Source organism: Calothrix sp. CBUCES-K 9914 (assembly GCF_059640475.1).
Window position 1 is genome coordinate 1 of record NZ_JBXXZH010000205.1, and the last position, 17,357, is coordinate 17,357.

Genomic DNA, 17,357 nt, shown 5'->3' on the forward strand with positions numbered 1-17,357 from the left:
CTTCTGCCCAATGCCCATTTATATCTACTAATTCACTACTGCCTGGTGATGGAGATGGTACGGGAATTGGTACGGGAATTGGTACGGGGGATGGTTCTGGCTCTGGTTGTGGTTGTGGTTCTGGGACTGGAATTGGTACTGGTGTTGGGTTTGGTGATGGTGTCGGGGGTGGTACGGGAATTGGTACTGGTGCAGGAGATGGTACGGGGGATGGTACGGGGGATGGCGCCTGATTACCGACAAATTCTATATCACCTTTAGATTTTGCGGGGTCAACTTGATTTCCTACAGATATTAATTTATTGGAACCGACATTTTGTAAATCGAATTGACCGTTATTGCGAAAAATATTACCACCTGGGCTACTTGTACTACCAATATCAGGTAGAGCATTGGCTATTACAGTCATGCCGTCTTGAACGTTGCGTTCGCACAAGTTGGTTCGTAATATTGGACGCGCGTCATTAGAAACAATTATTCCTGAACGGTTTTCGTAAATTTTGTTATCAGTTAACCTTGGTGATGCAGTATCGCTAACTACGATACCAAAACCAGTTTTAAAGCAAGAGTTATTACGTATATCTCCTCTACCGTTTTTCGCAACTGCAATACCATTTGCTGCGTTGTCAGTACAAACATTATCGCGAACAATTGGGTTGGCATCACCAGAAATAAATATACCTTCACGCTTACATTTTGTAAAAGTACAATTCGCAATCAAAGGAGTTGTTAATTCTACCCATACTCCACTACCGCGACTTGCTGGGTTGCTGACGGTGACACCCCGCAGTTCGGCGCCGCTTGCCATTAGTATAGTTACATTCTGGCGAGCAAAGTAACGACTTAGAACTTCTCCACTGCCTTCAATAACAATTCCATTACCCTTTTTTGCTTCGCTACCTACAATTGTAACGCCCCCTGAAATATTCAGAGGAAACTGTTCGCCGCTTGTAGTATTATAGTTACCATCAGCTAGCTGAATCGTCATACCCGCACTTGCTTGCTGAAGTGCTTTTGTTATCGTTTTTAACGGCGCCTGTTGGCTACCATTTGCAGCATCATTACCACTGGTGGGGTTTACGTAAATAGTCGGCATATTTATACATTTATCCAGACATAGACATAGTACCGCTAACTAGCAATATTAGGAGTACTATGCCTATCTTTTACTGCTTATCAAATCTTTTAATAATTTCTAATGCATGTGCGCTCATTTCGGGAAGTCCTTGCTGGTTAAACATTTCGGCAGCTTTTTGTAAATCAGCGATACCGTTGTTTTTGTCTCCCAGTTGAAAATGTGCAACTCCTCTGTTTCCGTAAGCTTGCGGAAGGTTTGGATTTATTTGCAACGCTTTGCTGTAGTCTTGAATCGCACCTCGTTTATTTCCCATATCCGCACGCGCGGCACCTCTGTTATAATAAGCTTCGGCAAGGTTAGGGTTTCGCTGCAACACTTGATTAAAGTCGGTAATTGCTGCTTTCTTATTTCCCATTTGTAAGTGCGTAGTTCCTCGGTTATTATACGCATCAACAAAGTTCGGGTTTATTTGGAGTGCTTGCGTATAATCTGCTATTGCTTCGCGCATCTCTCCTAACTCACGCCGAATTAACCCACGATTGTAATAAGCTTGATAATCTTTAGGGTCTAACTGTAACGCTTGACTATAATCCTCAATTGCCCCTTTTAAATCTTGAGCATTCACCCGCGCGTTGCCACGGTTGAGGTAAACCTCTGCTAATTTCGGGTTTAATTGCAACGCTTGATTATAATCTTTTATCGCGAGTTGCATATCTCCTAATGCATAACGCGCAAGTCCACGGTTATTATACATTTCCGCGTCATTTGGATTTAAGCGCAGCGCTTCATTATAATCTTCAACAGCTCCCTTAACATCCCCAGACTCACGACGTGCTAACCCACGGTTATTATAAGCAGAAGCATAATCAGGATTTATTTGTAGCGCTGAGTTAAAATCGTCTACCGCTCCCTTCTTATCTCCCAAGAAAGCGCGCGCAATACCCCGGTTATAATACACTTCCGCAAAATCAGGTTTTAACTTTAACGCTTGATTATACTCATCGATGGCGCCACGCTTGTCTCCTTTAAGGTAACGCGCGTTGCCTTGTTGATAATAATAAAGTGCATTTCTAGTAATAGCTGGTAAAGTCTCAATATCATCAACAGAGGAAACAACAGTGCTTGCTACTGTCTGACGTGCTGTAACTACCGAAGCGCGCGCGGAGGGGTTACTAACGTTAACAATACTACCTAACAAACAAATCAAAGCTATTATTTTTGATATTCTCATTTTTATTATCCCAAAGAATAATTATTTATTTTTTAGCTACGAGCGATTACCCAACTTTGTACCACATCTTTTACAAAATTGGGCATCTGTGTCATGAAACTCCAAACCACAACCAGTACAAACGGTTTCAACTTGATTTGTTGATTTAACCAAGCGTTTGATTAAATCTCCTATCTGCCAAGGTACTAAAGCAATACCTGTCAGTATCATCAATACTGTTAGTAACCGTCCCAGTTGCGAAGTTGGTGTTACATCCCCAAACCCTACAGTCGTCATTGTCACGACTGAAAAGTAGAATGCATCAAAAAAAGTTTTAAAGCTATCAGCGTTTACTCGATGCTCAACTTGGTAGATTAGCCCAGAAAATACAAAGATAATCGTAAATAGGGTAAATAGTATCCGTGCAAAAATCGCGCTATCTTCATTACTTATACCAAACAGGTACTTGCTATCAATAAACCTGATTAAACGTAATATCCTAAACCACCGCAGTAACCTAATGTAGCTGATATCGCTGGTGCCAAGGAAAAAAGGTAAAATTGCTAATAAGTCTAGAATTGAAAACAAACTTAATATATACTTAATCTTCGATTCAGCACTCCATAACCGCAAACCGTATTCCAAAGCGAAAATTATCAAGATTGCTTTATCTACTACATTTAACAATTCGTTAACTTCCGCAGGTATATTGTAAGTTTGAGCAACAAAAATACCTGAAGAAATCAGTACTAAACCAGCTATTGTTAAATTGATAATCTTTCCAACTGGGGTATCCAGGTCTTTTAAGTAGAAGTCTATTTTTTCTCTACTCAGTAACATAAATGTTGTTTAATTAGAATTGGAGAAATTCTCTAAGCTATATTATTAATTATGGACAACGAATATTTTATGCGCCAAGCTCTAGAAGCCGCAAAAAAAGGTGACGCTCCCTACGGCGCCGTAATAGTCAAGGATAATGAAATAGTCAAAGAAGCTCATAACACCGTCCGACAAGACAGTGACCCATCCGCACATGCTGAAATCAATGCGATTCGCCAATTAACATCACAACTAAAAAATCCCTCCTTAGAAGGATATACAATATATACAACTGGTGAGCCATGTCCAATGTGTGCTACAGCTTGTGTATGGGCATCCATATCCAGTATAGTTTACGGCGCCTCAATCAAAGATTTAATCGAAGTCAAACAATCGCAAATCGATATATCCTGTGAAGAAATAATCAAAAAAAGCTCCAAAAACATTACAGTCACGCGCGGAGTCCTACGCACCGAATGCATGAACCTATTCCGTTCGTAAAAAGGACTTCAGTCCTTTTCTTATTCCAAAAAAGGCAAATAAGACTTAGCAAACAAAGCAGCCTGAGTACGGTCGCGTAAATTCAACCGATTCAGAATATTTGTAACATGATTTTTCACCGTCCCCTCAGATATATATAATTGCCCAGCTATCTCACGATTACTGGCGCCATTCGCAATTAACCTCAACACCTCCTTCTCGCGCGGGGTCAGTTGTTCCAAAGCAGGTGGTGGAGGTGTTTGTTCGATTGTAGCTGGAAACGCAAATAGCTTCTTAACAATTCCTGGTCCCAAGTGCGTATAACCTCGATGCACGGCACGAATTGCAACAGCTAACTCCTCCGATGGCGTGTCCTTGAGCAAATAACCCATCGCTCCATATTGTAAAGCCGCTGCAACATACTCTGTATCGTCAAATGTTGTTAATATTAGTACCTTAATATTTGGAAAATTTTGCTGAATTGCTCGTGTTGCTGCAACTCCATCCATGACCGGCATTCGCATATCCATTAACACTACTTCCGGAGCTAAATGAGAAATTAAATCAATAGCTTCGCTCCCGTTCTCAGCTTCTCCAACAATTTCTAAATCGACTTCAAGCTCGAGCAAAGCTCTCAACCCTTGACGTATCAAATACTGGTCGTCTACTAACAAGACTTTAATCATAAAATTAGGAAGGGTAAATATATCATCTAACCAGCAAATATCAAGCTAATTTGAAGTTTAGCTAAAAAAGAAAATCATAATCAAAATACGCGCGCGTTCTTAATATGTATTTTTGTATCAAGTATAAAGCAATTTATAAGCAATTAAATAGTTTTGTTATATTTTAGTTTAGAAAATCGAATGTATTTTTAACAACAGCAATTGCAAATCATGTCTGATAGATAATAGAATAAGCAGACAGGTGGACATAGGCGTGAAAACGCGCAAGCCCTAAGTTTTTTTCTCTCAGTGGTGTAGTAAATTGTATATTAAATACTTTTCCAGGCAAGAGAGTTTTTTTCAACTGCCTTTATGTAAACAATTTTTAACACAGCAGGCTTGAGATAGGAGCAGATTGTGAGTCAAGCGTTGCACGTATTACTATTAGAATCCGAGACGAATGCGGATTTTGTGTTAGAGCAACTAAAAAACGCTGGGTCGTATATAATAACCAGCCAGAAAATAAATGATATAGTTCGTGTTAAGAATATAATCGAGCATAGTAAATGGGGCGTTGTAATTGCGGATTATCGTAATACACAGCTATGTTATCTTGAAATACTGCAAGTTATACGCTCTTCTGGGTTAGAGATACCGTTAATTTTGGTTGTTGACGAGATCGCAGCTACTAATGCGGTTCGCGCGTTGAAGGCAGGGGTAAGTGATATTATTTTTACTTCGGAAATTACTCGGTTGAATGAAAGTATTAATTTTGAGTTGCAGGCAGTAAGGTTACGAGAGTTGAATAACCAGAAAACATCTAACGAACGGCAAACAGCGGAAGCGATTCTCGTTGGGCAAAACCAGGTTTTAGAATTAATTGTACGAGGAACTCCTTTAACTGAGGTCTTGGACGCTTTAGCGCTTGTTATTCAGGGGTTATCGAACGACATGAAGTGTTCGTTTTTACTGTTAGAACAACCGAAGCTTGAATATAACCGTTCAGGGGGAACCGTTTTAATACCCTATAGGTATAATCAGGCAGCAAACGGTACAAGTGCAAACAATATTGACATAAATGATATTAATGTAGACAGTATTAATATCGAAATAGAGGGTTATTGTGCGACTGCTAGAACTAGAGAAATGGTTGTAGTCCAGGACTTCGTATATGAGTCATGTTGGTCTAGTCAAGATATAAGCTCAAAATTTGGCAATCTGAGTACCTGCTGGTCATTGCCAATTTTGACGAAAAGCGGGGAATTATTAGGTATGTTTGCTATTTATTACGACCAACCCCGTATTCCTAGTGATGCTGATAAACAGCTAATTATTAAAGCTGTTCATTTGGCCGCTGTTGCTATTGAACTCGCGCGCACTGAAGATGCTCTCAAGTCTACGCAAGCACAATTTCAACAGCTTGCTGCGAATATTCCAGGCGCCATGTATCAATTTTTGCTTTGTTCGGATGGTTCTTACAAGTTTCCGTTTGTGAGTCCCAGTTGTTATGAAATATATGAACTGACTCCTTTTGAAATTCAACAAAATCCACACAAGCTATTAGATATTGTCATACATCAAGAGCGCTTGCGTCTAACGTTATCAATTCAACGTAGCGCAAATAAATTGGAACCTTGGGAGTGGGAGGGGAAAATTTTAACTGCTTCGGGTAAAGAAAAATGGATCAAAGGTGCTGCTCGTCCCGCGCGGCTACCAAACGGTGATATTCTTTGGGATGGGTTGGTAATGGATATTACAGAGTCGAAGCGTATTCAAGAAGCTCTTGAACATTCGGAAGCACAACTGCGAAACAAAGCTTCTGAACTTGAACAAACGCTACACAAATTACAACTTACTCAAACGCAACTTATTCAGACTGAAAAAATGTCATCGTTAGGACAATTAGTTGCAGGTATTGCTCACGAAATTAACAACCCGATTAATTTTATTTGTAATAATCTGAATTTTGCTAGTGAGTATACGAGTAATTTGCTTGGTATACTCGACCTTTATCAAAAATATTATCCTGATTCTGTAGAAGAGATCCAGCAGGAAGCTAAAGCTATCGAACTCGATTTTCTCAAAGAAGACTTTCCTAAAATCTTGGCTTCTATGCAAACGGGAACTGATAGAATTGACGAAATTATTCAAGGTTTACGATGCTTTTCGCGCATTGAAGAGACTACCGCACAAAATGCTAATATTCATCAGATTATTGATGCTGTTTTACTAATTTTGCATCATCGAATTAAAGCAAGTGGTCATAAACCTGGAATTAATATTATTAAACAGTATAGTTCTTTACCTTTAATTAAGTGTTATCCTGGTCAACTTAATCAAGTGTTTATGAATTTGATTGCTAATGCTATTGATGCATTGGAAGAAGCTTTTTTAGATAATGTTCAGGCGCCGGATATATTAGATAATAAACCAACTATTCAAATTTGTAATTATTTATCTCATGATGACTCGCGCGTGATTATTAGGATTCGTGATAATGGTCGAGGTATTGCTTTTGAAAAGCAAAACCAAATTTTTAATGCATTTTTTACTACTAAACCAGTGGGTAAAGGTACGGGTCTTGGATTATCAATCAGTAAACAAATTATTGTTGAAAAGCATAATGGAAAGTTAGAGTGCGTATCTCAACCGGGACGGGGTACGGAGTTTGTAATTGAGCTTCCTGTCGAGTTGGATGATATTGGCAACGGATGTAACGGATGTAACGGATAATTTATTGGTTAAAAACAAGATTTAATTGTTCAAAATTAACCATCCGTTACATCTGTTTATAATCCGTTGCCATTTCGTTTTTAATGTTGTTACGAGCTTGTTGTTCTAACTGATTATGTAATTCTGGGGTTGAGAATATTTTCGCGCGCTGTAGAAAGGTTTGCAGTACTTGAGTTCTTTTGACTTTGTATTCCTCAATTTCAACCCAAGCGTATTCTTGACGAATTGATAGCATGTACTCGTGGTATCGTTTTGGATTACTTCCCAGTATTGCTAAATCTGCATCTAATAAGATTTGACTTTCAATGTCTTCTTCAGATGCTTTGTGTTGTTTGGTTGTTAATATCAAACGACATGTATTGTTTATAATGTAGTCGGGAATGTTTAATACAGATAAGAAATTACGCGCGTAGGCAGCGCTTTTTTCTTCGTTATCATGCGCTTGCGTATCGTAAACAATATCGTGTAACCAACCAGCAAATTGTAATGATAATCGATCTAATTGCTGCTGATAGTTGAGATTTTCTACGATTTGTAACACTTCTTCGATATGTATCAGGTTGTGATAGTGACGATTTTGATATGAGTATGCTTCGGCTATTTTATTCCATGTGTCGTTAGTTATTTCTTCCTCTATATCAAATGATTTAAGCAGGCGCCGCCATTTGTTTTGTAGTACCATTTAAGTTTGCAATTTAACTCATAATTATTTTTTATTGTAAACATTGTAATGCCTCTAATTATTTGTGTCTGAACTTGTGACTGAGTATATTTGCCCATAGGCTTAATGTAGGTTATAATAATTGTTGATAAGACTTAACAAAAATTAATATTTACTTAATATTTGACATTTGATATCTGAAATAGAACGGGTATGACTAACTCTCAACCAAATCAAGCACAATTATTTGTAGTCGGTATTGGAGCATCCGCTGGGGGACTGCGTGCTTTGGAGGAGTTTTTGGAGAATATGCCAATTGACAGCGGCGCCGCTTTTGTGGTAGTTCAGCATTTGTCACCGGATTTCAAAAGCTTGATGAAAGAATTGCTAGCTCGACGGACGCAGATGGCAATTTATCGGGTGACGGAAGGAATCATGTTAGAAGCTAACTCGATATATTTGATTCCACCAGGTAAGAATTTGGTGGTGGAAAATAATCAGTTACATTTGCTTGAACAGGAAGAACGCAACCGTCACGGATTAAATTTTCCTATTGATATATTTTTAGAGTCTTTGGCAAGGAACTTTGCTGAACGCGCGATTGGAATTATTTTATCGGGGACGGGGAGTGATGGTAGTAATGGGTTGAGAGCTATAAATGAAGCAGGTGGGTTTGCAATGGCCCAAGACCCGAAAGATGCCGAGTTTGACGGAATGCCACGTACTGCTATCGCCACTGGAGTTGTTGACCAAGTACTATCGGCGCCTGCTTTAGCAGAATTGGTGTATCAATTAGTACGCTCGCCAATTGAAATTCAGTCGGTAAGTAAAAGTCAGTTCCAGCAGGTTGACTTACAGGTTATTCAAAGAGTTGCAAGTATTCTCAAAAAACACGAGCAAATAGACTTTTCACACTACAAAACTAGTACGTTGTCTCGTCGCATTCACCGCCGTTGTTTGATTAGCGGGTCTGGTAACTTGGAAGAGTATATTCGGTTGTTGGAAATTTCTCCAGAAGAACGATTAACGCTGCGCCATGATTTACTAATTAGCGTTACCCAGTTCTTTCGAGACCCGGAAGCATGGAAGCATCTCGAAAATCATGTTATTCCACAATTGATCGAACTTGCTACACCAGGAGAGGAAATTCGGTTTTGGGTAACTGCTTGTGCAACTGGGGAAGAAGCTTATTCACTTGCAATACTGCTCGAAGAAGCAATGTCCAAGATGAATAAGGTTCTTAGGGTGAAAATTTTTGCTACAGATATTGATAAGGAAGCTTTAGAGAAGGCAACAAACGGAGTTTATCCTGAAACGATTATTAATGATATATCACCCGAACGTTTACAGCGGTATTTTATCCGTAAAGAGCAGTCCTACCAAGTTGTGCGTAAGTTGCGCGAACGAATGCTTTTTGCTCCCCATGATATGACGAAAGATGCGGGTTTTACGCGCATGAATATGGTAACGTGCCGTAACGTTTTGATTTATATGCAGCCAGAACTGCAACAGCAGGTTTTACGGAATTTACACTTTTCCCTCAATAAGCAAGGGGTATTATTTTTAGGAGAAGCTGAGACGCTGGGAGATATTGAGGACGAGTTTAAGCCATTAAGTAAGAAGGGTAAGATTTTCCAAAAACGTCGTGAAGTCCGTTTACCTTGGACAAGTAAGGGAGTTGAAAAGCTTCCTAGAAGTCAGTTTGTACCTTTAAGCAAACCAAAAGAGACTGGTGAACGACTTGAACCGATGCTTGATGAAGCATTTAGCTTGTTTTTATCCGAACAAAACGCGACTTGTTTGCTGGTAGACAAAGACTTTCAGCTTTTTCACATCTTCAACCATTCGCTGGAAATTCTCAAGTTTTCCACTGGTCGAACTAGTACTGATGTTGCAAAGCTTGTTGTTCCGAGTTTGCAGTTAGCTTTGACGACAGCTTTACATCGCGCGTCTCGTGAGCGGCGCCAAGTTGCTTATAGTGGAATTAAGTTGGGGGAGGATGATAATAGTCGGGTTGTGAGTTTGAAAGTGACTTATCACGAGACAAACAAACTTGCTCCATATTTTTTCATGGTAATAATTCAGGAGGATACAACGCAACCGATACTAAGCGAGCGTTTTGAAGCGGATAGCGAAGCGACTGAGCGGATAATGGAGTTGGAGTATGAGCTTCAACAAACGCGCGAGAACTTGCAAGCGGTTATTGAGGAGTTGGAGACAACGAACGAGGAGCAGCAAGCGACGAACGAAGAATTAATTGCCTCGAATGAAGAATTGCAAAGCACGAATGAGGAATTGCATTCTGTAAACGAAGAGCTTTACACTGTGAACGCGGAGTTTCAATCCAAAATTGAGGAGTTAACCGAGCTTAATAACGATATAGATAATTTGCTGCGAAGTACGAATATTGGTGTTGTGTTCTTGGATAGTTCGCTTAAAATTCGCAAATTCACTCCTGCTGCTACTGTGGCTATTAATTTAGTCGAAGCTGATATTGGGCGCCCATTGGAACATATCACGCACAATTTAAATTGCAGTGACTTGTTAGGAAAATTGCAGCAAGTTATTGTAACTCAGCAACCTTTTGAAAAAGAGGTAACAATTACCAAAATTGGATTCAACTTATTGATGCGCGTTAATCCCTATTTACAAGAAGATGGGCGCCTGGATGGAGTAGTATTAACGTTTGTTGATATCGATGAAATTAAGCAAGTGCAGCAGCAGTTAAAGCAAGCCGAAGTTGCTCTGCGTCAAGTTAATGAAGACCTCGAAAAACGAGTTGCCGAACGCACTGCGGAATTAGCCCAAGCATATGAATCAGCCGAAGCTGCAAACCGTGCCAAAAGTGCTTTTATTGCCCATATTAGCCACGAACTTAGAACTCCTTTAAATGCAATTTTAGGGTTTACACAAATACTTCAGCAAAATACAACTTTAAATAGTACAACTTTAAAGAGCAATGAACAAAGCCATGAACTGGAAATTATTTATCAATCAGGACAACATTTACTTACACTCATCAATGATATTCTTCATTTAGCCAAAATTGAAGCTGGAAAACTTGAATTGGAAATTGATAACTTTAGCTTTCTCGCGTTTTTAGATAACTTAATTGCGATGGTAAGATTACGCGCGCGGCAAAAAGGTCTCGATTTTAATTACGAAGCGCTTTCTTCTTTACCTCAAGTTGTACACTGCGATGAAACTCGTTTGCGTCAAGTACTTCTCAATTTGTTGAGTAACGCTATCAAGTTTACAAACGCTGGCAGTGTATCGTTTCAAGTTGGTTACACGAACAGTAAGATTAGATTTAAGATTATAGATATGGGTATTGGTATACCTGAAGATAAGTTAAGCGACATCTTTTTACCTTTTCACCAGTTAAACCATAGTGACTATCCCCAAGAAGGTACAGGACTTGGTTTAACTATCAGTCAAAATATCGTTCAACAAATGGGTGGAATAATTCAAGTTACTAGTACCCTTGGAGAAGGAAGCGTATTTTGGTTTGATTTAGACTTACCAGAAAATTATCATCCCGAACCGCTACGAAAAAACCTGCAACCGCAAATTATTGGTTATCAAGGTGCGATAAAACGAGTTTTAGTTGTTGACGATAAAACGAATAACCGGACATTCATTGTCAATTATTTACGAATACTGGGTTTTGAGGTTAGTGAAGCGTGTTCGGGAGAAGAAGCGATACAGTGTACTTCGCAAAACCAGCCAGATTTAATTTTACTTGATTGGATAATGCCGGGAGTTAGCGCGTTAGAAGTTACTACCAGACTTCGACAAGATGCCATAACTAAAAACATAATCATAATTGGCACTTCTGCTAGTACGCTTCGCGAAGAACAATCTGTATGTATTAATGCTGGTTGTAATGCTTTTCTCCCTAAACCAGTTCGTTTCGAGCAATTGTTATCTATCTTACAAACTCACCTGAATTTAGAGTGGGTGTATCAATCAGTAAATACCACAACTGAGTCTACACCTGATGAAGTTATTAGTACTCCTTACTTAGCAACCCCTATTGTTCCACCTAGCTTCGAGAAACTAACTCAACTCGAACGACTCGCAGCACAAGGTGATATTCGAGGAATTTTAGAACAGTTATGTAGCTTAGAGCTAGGCGCCGAATTTACACCATTTGCGCGCGAGTTACGAAAGCTAGCAGAAAACCTACAAGTCAACCAACTCCAAAATTTTATCCGTCAGTTTTTAATCTAGACTGGCAACGGATGCAAGTAACGGATGTAACGGATAAACCATCCGTTACATCCGTTATATCCGTTGCCAATTTTGCTCTCATACTCTAAAATCTTCGTATGCTAATTTTTACTACATTTATTTAAGATTTAAAGACTTATATAAATTATCCTTAACTGTTCGTTACACCTACAGTATAAAGAAAACGTTAAGAATGTTGTTTTTGGTGTACATTAGTGGTATCGCAATTTGCCTGAAGCTTAACTATCACCTCTATTTAACTTAGGGATGTGTGTACTACTAACGGCGCCATGCAAATAAGGCTAACATGAACTTGAACAATGCCAATGCCAAGTCAGCAAGTGCCGAAACCATTTTGATTGTGGATGACCATCCTAGTAATTTGCAGGTTCTGTTCGCGTTACTAGAAAATTACGGGTTTCGAGTCTTAGCTGTGCAAAACGGCGAAAACGCTTTAAAAATAGCGGATTCTATTCTTCCTGATTTGATATTGCTCGATATTTTAATGCCTGGAATGGATGGTTTTGAAGTTTGTCGCTTGTTGAAAGCCAAAACATCGACTCATGATATTCCGATAATATTTTTGACGGCACTTTCGGAAACGGTGAATAAAGTTAGGGGTTTTGAGTTGGGAGGGATCGATTATGTTACCAAACCAATTGAACACCAAGAACTTTTAGCGCGTATTCAAACGCATTTGACGCTTAAACAAGTACGTCAACGTTTAGCGCAGCAAAACGAAGAGTTACAACAAGAAATATCTGCACGGCATAGAGTTGAGCGTCAGCAAGCTTTGGTCAGAACGATAACGGAGAAAATTCGCGATAGTTTAAACGAGACTCAGGTTTTACAAACAGTTATCGAAGAATTAGTCCAAGTCATCAAAACCGATGGTTATTATATCGAACTTTACGACGAAAAGCAGACCGTAGCGACTGTTGTTTTTAAGTATGGTATTGAGGCGCCCAGTTATGAGGGGGTGCAACAAACAACTCCAATATATCAACAGCTACTCCAGAAAATTCCTTCACAATTTGTTGACATTTCTCCAGAGTTATGCATTGACAAGGTGGAGTTTACAAAACTAGCTTGCCCAATTTTTGAAAACGGCGCCAGTCAGGGTATTCTTGGTAATCTTTGGTTATTAAGACCAAAAGATACTGTGTTTGAAGAGTTAGAGGTGGAACTGATACAGCAAGTAGCTAGTCAGTGTGCAATAGCGATACGTCAAGCTCGACTTTACAAAGCGTCACAGCAGCAAGTAAGAGAACTTGAGAAGCTTAACCGTCTCAAGGATGATTTTATCAAAACGATTTCCCATGAGTTGCGGAGTCCAATGAGCAGTATGCAGCTTGCGGTGCAAACTTTAGAAAAGTTAATTCAATCAGAATATCCTCACTACAAGTCTCCGAAATTTGCGCGCGTTTTAGAAATTTTTACTGCTTCCGCGCGGCGCCATAATAAATTAATCGAAAACTTACTCATGCTATGTTACTTAGATGTGAAATCCGAAGTTTTAACACCAGAGTTAATAAACTTGCAAGTTTTTATTCCCGAAATTGTCCAATCATTCGAGCCACGTATTCAACACCAACATCAACATTTAGTAGTTGACTTACCCTCACACTTACCGTTACTGAGTTGTCATGCTGCAACTCTAGAACATATTTTGGTTGAACTGCTTACAAATGCCTGTAAATATACTCCCGCAGAAGAAACTATTACATTGCAAGCGGAATTTACTGACGAAGTTACAATAAGTATTATTAACTCTGGTGTAGTAATCCCAGAAAAAGAACAACATCGGATTTTTGACCAGTTTTATCGTATCTCTAATAATGACCCTTGGCAACATGGAGGAACTGGTTTGGGATTAACATTAGTCAAAAAAATGGTCGATGTTTTAGGCGCCTCTTTGGAGTTGGAGAGTAAAGCGGGGCAAACAAAGTTTACGGTTAAATTTTCATTACAACATTACTCATAGTCAAACTTATTCCAAACTTATTAAATATAATGCAAATTGGATAAAAATTGAACAAAAATTGAATATATTAACTATTAGCTGGAAGCTTCATTTGAAGATTATTAAATTTTATACAAAACATGAATAAATGCTTAATATATCTTATTTTTCGGGGGTTAGAACCAGGGTGTTGACTCTGTGAGTTTTTAGAGCTTTGAAGTTCATGCAAAATATCTGTACCCTCTCCCCTTCCCCTCTCCCCGCAATGGGAGCTACGGTGTACAAACAAGTCTCTAAAAGTTACTTTTCTTCTCTTTACTTTGCGCCTTTGCGTACTTTGCGGTTAATTTTTTACGAACCGCTAAGGACGCAAAGAAGGCGAAGAGAAAGAATGTAAGGGTAATGAAAAGATGTGTGTACACCGTAGCTTCCACGCGGGGGGTTGGGGGGATCAAAATTCAAAACCTACGTAGTATTACTTCGTTATTCTACTCTTAAAACTTGACTTTACGCTTAGAATAAGGTTTGATATTATGTGACGTTATATAATTAATATACTAATCCCGCAATTTATTCAACACTTCCTTAGTAAACGGATTCTTACCCGCGCGTAAGGCTTTTACCCACCCTCGCCGTTGTGCTTTACACGAATATAGCCATTAAAAAACCTTTCTTAAATATTTACAATTAGAATAAACAGTAATAATAGTACCGTGAAAACAATATTAATTTTATCAGCCAATCCCAAGGGCACAAGTCAGCTACGCTTGGATGAAGAGGTACGCTCAATTTTAAGAGCGAATCAGCTATCTCAAAATCGAGAACAATTTAAAGTTGTAACTGAGCCTGCAGCAAGAGTTGATGATTTGCGCCGCGCGTTACTAGAGCATCAACCAGCTATTGTTCATTTTTGCGGACATGGTATCGGCAGTAACGGATTAGCTTTTGAGGATGATTCTGGTCAATTAAAACTAGTTAGTACCGAAGCTCTAGCTATGTTATTTGAATTGTTTCAACAACAAGTTGAGTGTGTTTTACTCAATGCTTGTTATAGCGAAGTTCAAGCACAGGCAATTCATCAAGATATTGATTATGTGATTGGTATGAATAAAGAAATTGGGGATGAAGCTACTGGGCCAAGGGCGCCTGCCTGGCTGACGTGGCAGGCTGCCGCTGCAGGTAGCACTGTGAGGCCAGCTGCTGCTGCTGCTGACATGTGCAGCCACATCATCAGCAGAGTAGGGGCGCAGCTTTGCAACAATGCCCAGCTTGGGGTGGCTGTCAGCAGCCTGCTGCTGCTGCTGAACAGGTGCGGGCTGCCTGAGGCCGCTGCTGCTAGTGTGGTTGGCTGTGCCTGCTCCTGCTCCTGCTAATGTCTCTGCTGCGCTGCTGATGTGCTGACTGTGCAGCTGGCGCCAGCCAATGACGGCGCTGTCACCCGCAGCAGATGCTTCTGGCACCGCAGGCAGTGCCGAGCTGGCAGCGCCCAGCTCCAGTTCACGTGCTGCTGCTGCTGCTGCTGCTGTGGCTGTGGCTGTGGCTGGTGTTCCATCAGGCGCTGGACTGCTGTATCCTTGCTGCTGTAACTGTTGCCCAGCCTGCTGCTGGCCTTGAAGCTGCTGCTCCTCCTCATTCTGCTGCTGCTGCTGCGGCTGCTGTGGTTGCCTCTGCTTGACGGGCAAGTGCTGGCCCAGCACCTGCATCTTGGCTGCATGCAGCTCAGTACTGCCAGCTTGACCCATGCACGGCTTCTGCTGCATCACCATCTGAGCATCATGCTGTGCAGCTGTGCCTCCGTCCTGCTGCTGAACCCCTGCCCAAGCATTGCCTAGTGACTGCTGCTGCTGCCGCTCCTCCAACTGCGCCGCTAGTAACGTGGAGGCTGCTACCCCACTGCTGATGGCAGCACCAGCAGCAGCGGCACCGCCGCGCAGTGGTGCGCTGAGTTTGACTGCGCTGGTGAGGATGAGCACCCGCTCACTGGGACTCACCACCTGGCTGTCCAGCAGCAGCAGTGAGGGCGGGCAGCAGGCCAGCAGCTGCGACCTGCTGGCCCCATGCTGCTGCCAGGGGTTGCCGTCAAGGCACAGCTCAGCCAGGGCAGGCAGCTGGCGCAGCGGCAGCAGCAGTGCAGGCTGGGCCAGCCTGTTCTGCGCAAGCGACAACCGCACCAGGCTGGATGGCAAAAAATTGTTGGTCCTGCTGCTGCTATCAATGTAGGTCTGGACCAGCTGCTGCCCACCAGCAACAGCCACTGGCGCTGGCACTCCTGGTTGCACTGCTGCTGTTGCTGCTGGCTCCAGGCTGCCCAGCTGGTTCTTCCTCAGGTTGAGTGTAGTGAGGCCTGTCAGCTGCGTCAGGCATGGCAGCTGCTGCAGCCTGTTGGCTGCTGCGTTGAGCTCCTGCAGGCTGGGCAGTGCTGCCAGCTGCTGCAGGCTGCTAATGCTGTTGGCGTGCAGGTCCAGCAGCTGCAGCTGACTCAGGCCCTGCAGGACAGCACGCCAGAACCAACAAGAGCAGGTAACAAACCGCGATGACGGCGCCGGGACCGACGCGCTTGGCATTGAAATACAAGGTGCCGATCGTGCCCGTCTCGACCGTGCGGACCGGACCCGCGCGCTTTCGGGTGATCTTTCATGAGCCGTTCCTGCCGGAAGATACCGGCGATACGGAAGCCGACATCGCCCGCACCGTGCAGCGGATCAACGACTTCCTGGAGGCCTGTGTGCGCGCGCATCCCGGCCAGTGGTTCTGGCAGCACCGGCGGTGGCCGAAGGATGCCTGGCGCGATGCCGGGGTGATCTGAGAGACTGCCCTCGGCCGACGCTGGACGGGCTGACTGCGGCTTAGTTTCAATAAAGGCAGGATTAAGGCGCTGGCCTTGCCCTCAGGGGCTGGCTGCGCTAGATAGGCTTTTGCTCAGACTGCGCAAAAGGATCATTCCACCGTCGCACAAGAGCCCTGATGCCGGCAGCATTTTGAGGTCACGCCTTGAAATGCTGTTTTTCAGGCCCAACTTATACTCAAATCGAGCAAAAGTGCTCGATATGCAGAAGGAGCCTCCACATGGCCCGTCTCATTGATGCCGGTCCCGGCTGCCCGACCCCGACCCCGCTGCGCGGCGCCTCCGCCGCTGAAGCGCGCGGCCTCGTCTATGACGATGCGGTGAAGGCTGAAACCGACGCCCTTTACCCGCTGGTGCAGGATTTCATCACGCCGATGGAATGGCCCGCGATTGCGCCGCTCATTGCCGGCATCAACCGGCTGAAGCGCGAGAAGGATGCCGTCATCCTTGCCCACAACTATATGACGCCGGACATTTTCCGCCTCGTCGGCGATTTCCGGGGTGACAGCCTGCAGCTGGCGCGCGAAGCAGCCAAGGTAGAGCAGAGCGTGATCGTTCAGGCCGGCGTGCACTTCATGGCCGAGACCTCGAAAATCCTCGCGCCGGAGAAGACGGTGCTGATCCCCTCGCTGGAGGCGGGCTGCTCACTGGCAAGCTCGATCACGGGGGC

The 17,357-nt window shown here is 42.3% G+C and carries 14 protein-coding genes; 9 read left to right on the forward strand and 5 right to left on the reverse strand.

What is annotated here, in order from left to right:
* The 3 genes from AC2JBO_RS32880 to AC2JBO_RS32890 all read right to left on the reverse strand — a co-directional run.
* Positions 1–1,096: DUF1565 domain-containing protein (locus AC2JBO_RS32880; protein ID WP_496957837.1), on the reverse strand; the 1,096-nt coding region annotated here is incomplete at its 3' end.
* A gap of 70 nt (positions 1,097–1,166) precedes the next feature.
* Entirely contained in the window at positions 1,167–2,309 is a 1,143-nt protein-coding gene (locus tag AC2JBO_RS32885; RefSeq protein ID WP_496957838.1) for a tetratricopeptide repeat protein, read from the reverse strand.
* Positions 2,310–2,345: 36 nt separating this feature from the next.
* Positions 2,346–3,128 carry an ion transporter gene (locus AC2JBO_RS32890; protein ID WP_496957839.1) on the reverse strand — a complete coding sequence of 261 codons (783 nt, stop codon included), beginning with the start codon at positions 3,126–3,128 and terminating at the stop codon, positions 2,346–2,348.
* 51 nt (positions 3,129–3,179) lie between these two features.
* Between AC2JBO_RS32890 and AC2JBO_RS32895 the strand changes: the two genes are divergently transcribed.
* Positions 3,180–3,608 (forward strand): nucleoside deaminase, encoded by a 429-nt coding sequence (locus AC2JBO_RS32895; RefSeq protein ID WP_496957840.1) that lies wholly within the window; start codon positions 3,180–3,182, stop codon positions 3,606–3,608.
* Between the two features lie 20 nt (positions 3,609–3,628).
* On the opposite strand, the gene AC2JBO_RS32900 is transcribed toward AC2JBO_RS32895, so the two are convergent.
* A complete protein-coding gene (locus tag AC2JBO_RS32900) occupies positions 3,629–4,273 on the reverse strand; it encodes a response regulator (RefSeq protein ID WP_496957841.1) in 645 nt (214 codons plus the stop codon).
* 396 nt (positions 4,274–4,669) lie between these two features.
* Between AC2JBO_RS32900 and AC2JBO_RS32905 the strand changes: the two genes are divergently transcribed.
* The gene (locus AC2JBO_RS32905; protein ID WP_496957842.1) at positions 4,670–6,985 is read left to right on the forward strand and encodes an ATP-binding protein; all 2,316 of its coding nucleotides are present in this window, start codon (positions 4,670–4,672) and stop codon (positions 6,983–6,985) included.
* A gap of 46 nt (positions 6,986–7,031) precedes the next feature.
* Here AC2JBO_RS32905 and AC2JBO_RS32910 read toward each other — a convergent pair whose 3' ends face one another.
* Positions 7,032–7,667: an HD domain-containing protein gene (locus tag AC2JBO_RS32910; protein ID WP_496957843.1), complete on the reverse strand. Its 636-nt coding sequence runs from the start codon at positions 7,665–7,667 to the stop codon at positions 7,032–7,034.
* Between the two features lie 192 nt (positions 7,668–7,859).
* Here AC2JBO_RS32910 and AC2JBO_RS32915 point away from each other — a divergent pair, with 192 nt between their 5' ends.
* From AC2JBO_RS32915 to nadA, 7 genes are all read left to right on the forward strand, one after another.
* Positions 7,860–11,879: a chemotaxis protein CheB gene (locus tag AC2JBO_RS32915; RefSeq protein ID WP_496957844.1), complete on the forward strand. Its 4,020-nt coding sequence runs from the start codon at positions 7,860–7,862 to the stop codon at positions 11,877–11,879.
* 307 nt (positions 11,880–12,186) lie between these two features.
* Positions 12,187–13,863, forward strand: coding sequence for a response regulator (locus tag AC2JBO_RS32920; RefSeq protein ID WP_496957845.1), 1,677 nt, complete (start codon positions 12,187–12,189; stop codon positions 13,861–13,863).
* Positions 13,864–14,555: 692 nt separating this feature from the next.
* Positions 14,556–15,215, forward strand: a complete 660-nt coding sequence (locus AC2JBO_RS32925; protein WP_496957846.1) for a CHAT domain-containing protein — start codon at positions 14,556–14,558, stop codon at positions 15,213–15,215.
* 49 nt (positions 15,216–15,264) lie between these two features.
* Positions 15,265–15,456: a hypothetical protein gene (locus AC2JBO_RS32930; RefSeq protein ID WP_496957847.1), complete on the forward strand. Its 192-nt coding sequence runs from the start codon at positions 15,265–15,267 to the stop codon at positions 15,454–15,456.
* Positions 15,432–15,674 (forward strand): hypothetical protein, encoded by a 243-nt coding sequence (locus AC2JBO_RS32935; protein ID WP_496957848.1) that lies wholly within the window; start codon positions 15,432–15,434, stop codon positions 15,672–15,674. The genes AC2JBO_RS32930 and AC2JBO_RS32935 overlap by 25 nt, the downstream gene beginning before the upstream one ends.
* Positions 15,675–16,375: 701 nt before the next feature.
* Positions 16,376–16,648 carry a lysophospholipid acyltransferase family protein gene (locus AC2JBO_RS32940; protein WP_496957849.1) on the forward strand — a complete coding sequence of 91 codons (273 nt, stop codon included), beginning with the start codon at positions 16,376–16,378 and terminating at the stop codon, positions 16,646–16,648.
* A 260-nt stretch (positions 16,649–16,908) separates the two neighbouring features.
* The coding region (gene nadA, locus AC2JBO_RS32945; RefSeq protein WP_496957850.1) for a quinolinate synthase NadA at positions 16,909–17,357 on the forward strand (449 nt) is incomplete at its 3' end.

What these genes read in the sequence shown, in the direction of transcription:
- AC2JBO_RS32885 (WP_496957838.1), bottom strand. Translation starts at nt 2,309, where the DNA reads ATGAGAATATCAAAAATAATAGCTTTGATTTGTTTGTTAGGTAGTATT.
- AC2JBO_RS32890 (WP_496957839.1), bottom strand. Translation starts at nt 3,128, where the DNA reads ATGTTACTGAGTAGAGAAAAAATAGACTTCTACTTAAAAGACCTGGAT.
- AC2JBO_RS32895 (WP_496957840.1), top strand. Translation starts at nt 3,180, where the DNA reads ATGGACAACGAATATTTTATGCGCCAAGCTCTAGAAGCCGCAAAAAAA.
- AC2JBO_RS32900 (WP_496957841.1), bottom strand. Translation starts at nt 4,273, where the DNA reads ATGATTAAAGTCTTGTTAGTAGACGACCAGTATTTGATACGTCAAGGG.
- AC2JBO_RS32910 (WP_496957843.1), bottom strand. Translation starts at nt 7,667, where the DNA reads ATGGTACTACAAAACAAATGGCGGCGCCTGCTTAAATCATTTGATATA.
- AC2JBO_RS32915 (WP_496957844.1), top strand. Translation starts at nt 7,860, where the DNA reads ATGACTAACTCTCAACCAAATCAAGCACAATTATTTGTAGTCGGTATT.
- AC2JBO_RS32920 (WP_496957845.1), top strand. Translation starts at nt 12,187, where the DNA reads ATGAACTTGAACAATGCCAATGCCAAGTCAGCAAGTGCCGAAACCATT.
- AC2JBO_RS32930 (WP_496957847.1), top strand. Translation starts at nt 15,265, where the DNA reads ATGACGGCGCTGTCACCCGCAGCAGATGCTTCTGGCACCGCAGGCAGT.
- AC2JBO_RS32940 (WP_496957849.1), top strand. Translation starts at nt 16,376, where the DNA reads ATGACGGCGCCGGGACCGACGCGCTTGGCATTGAAATACAAGGTGCCG.